Here is a 569-nt window from a genome sequence, read left to right on the forward strand (position 1 = left end):
TTGTTTCCACCATATTTGGCTCAGTAGCTCAGTTGGTTAGAGTGCCGGCCTGTCACGCCGGAGGTCGAGGGTTCGAGCCCCTTCTGAGTCGCCACTTTAAAGTGATAAAAATTTATATGGCTCCTTGGTCAAGCGGTCAAGACACCACCCTTTCACGGTGGTAACAGGGGTTCGATTCCCCTAGGAGTCACCAGCATGGAAGCATAGCTCAGCTGGGAGAGCATCTGCCTTACAAGCAGAGGGTCACAGGTTCGATCCCTGTTGTTTCCACCATATTTGGCTCAGTAGCTCAGTTGGTTAGAGTGCCGGCCTGTCACGCCGGAGGTCGAGGGTTCGAGCCCCTTCTGAGTCGCCACTTTAAGTGAAGAATTATGTTATGTGCTGGCATGGCTCAACGGTAGAGCAGCTGACTTGTAATCAGCAGGTTGTAGGTTCGATTCCTATTGCCAGCTCCAATTTTATATGGCTCCTTGGTCAAGCGGTCAAGACACCACCCTTTCACGGTGGTAACAGGGGTTCGATTCCCCTAGGAGTCACCAGTATGGAAGCATAGCTCAGCTGGGAGAGCA

Annotated in this window: 6 tRNA genes; all 6 read left to right on the forward strand. The window is 52.0% G+C overall.

Annotated features, from left to right (window positions below):
* The first annotated feature begins 17 nt into the window (after nt 1-17).
* The 6 genes from ABDZ60_RS00185 (at nt 18) to ABDZ60_RS00210 (ending at nt 539) form a co-directional block, all read left to right on the forward strand.
* Nucleotides 18-94 (forward strand) — tRNA-Asp (locus tag ABDZ60_RS00185).
* A gap of 24 nt (nt 95-118) precedes the next feature.
* Nucleotides 119-193, forward strand: a tRNA-Glu gene (locus ABDZ60_RS00190).
* A gap of 4 nt (nt 194-197) precedes the next feature.
* Nucleotides 198-273, forward strand: a tRNA-Val gene (locus ABDZ60_RS00195).
* Between the two features lie 5 nt (nt 274-278).
* Nucleotides 279-355 (forward strand) — tRNA-Asp (locus ABDZ60_RS00200).
* Nucleotides 356-380: 25 nt separating this feature from the next.
* Nucleotides 381-455, forward strand: a tRNA-Thr gene (locus ABDZ60_RS00205).
* A 9-nt stretch (nt 456-464) separates the two neighbouring features.
* Nucleotides 465-539, forward strand: a tRNA-Glu gene (locus tag ABDZ60_RS00210).
* Nucleotides 540-569 lie beyond the last annotated feature (30 nt).

Origin of the sequence: Clostridium sartagoforme, from assembly GCF_039521405.1 — a bacterium.
Classification (GTDB): Bacteria; Bacillota; Clostridia; order Clostridiales; family Clostridiaceae; genus Clostridium; species Clostridium sartagoforme.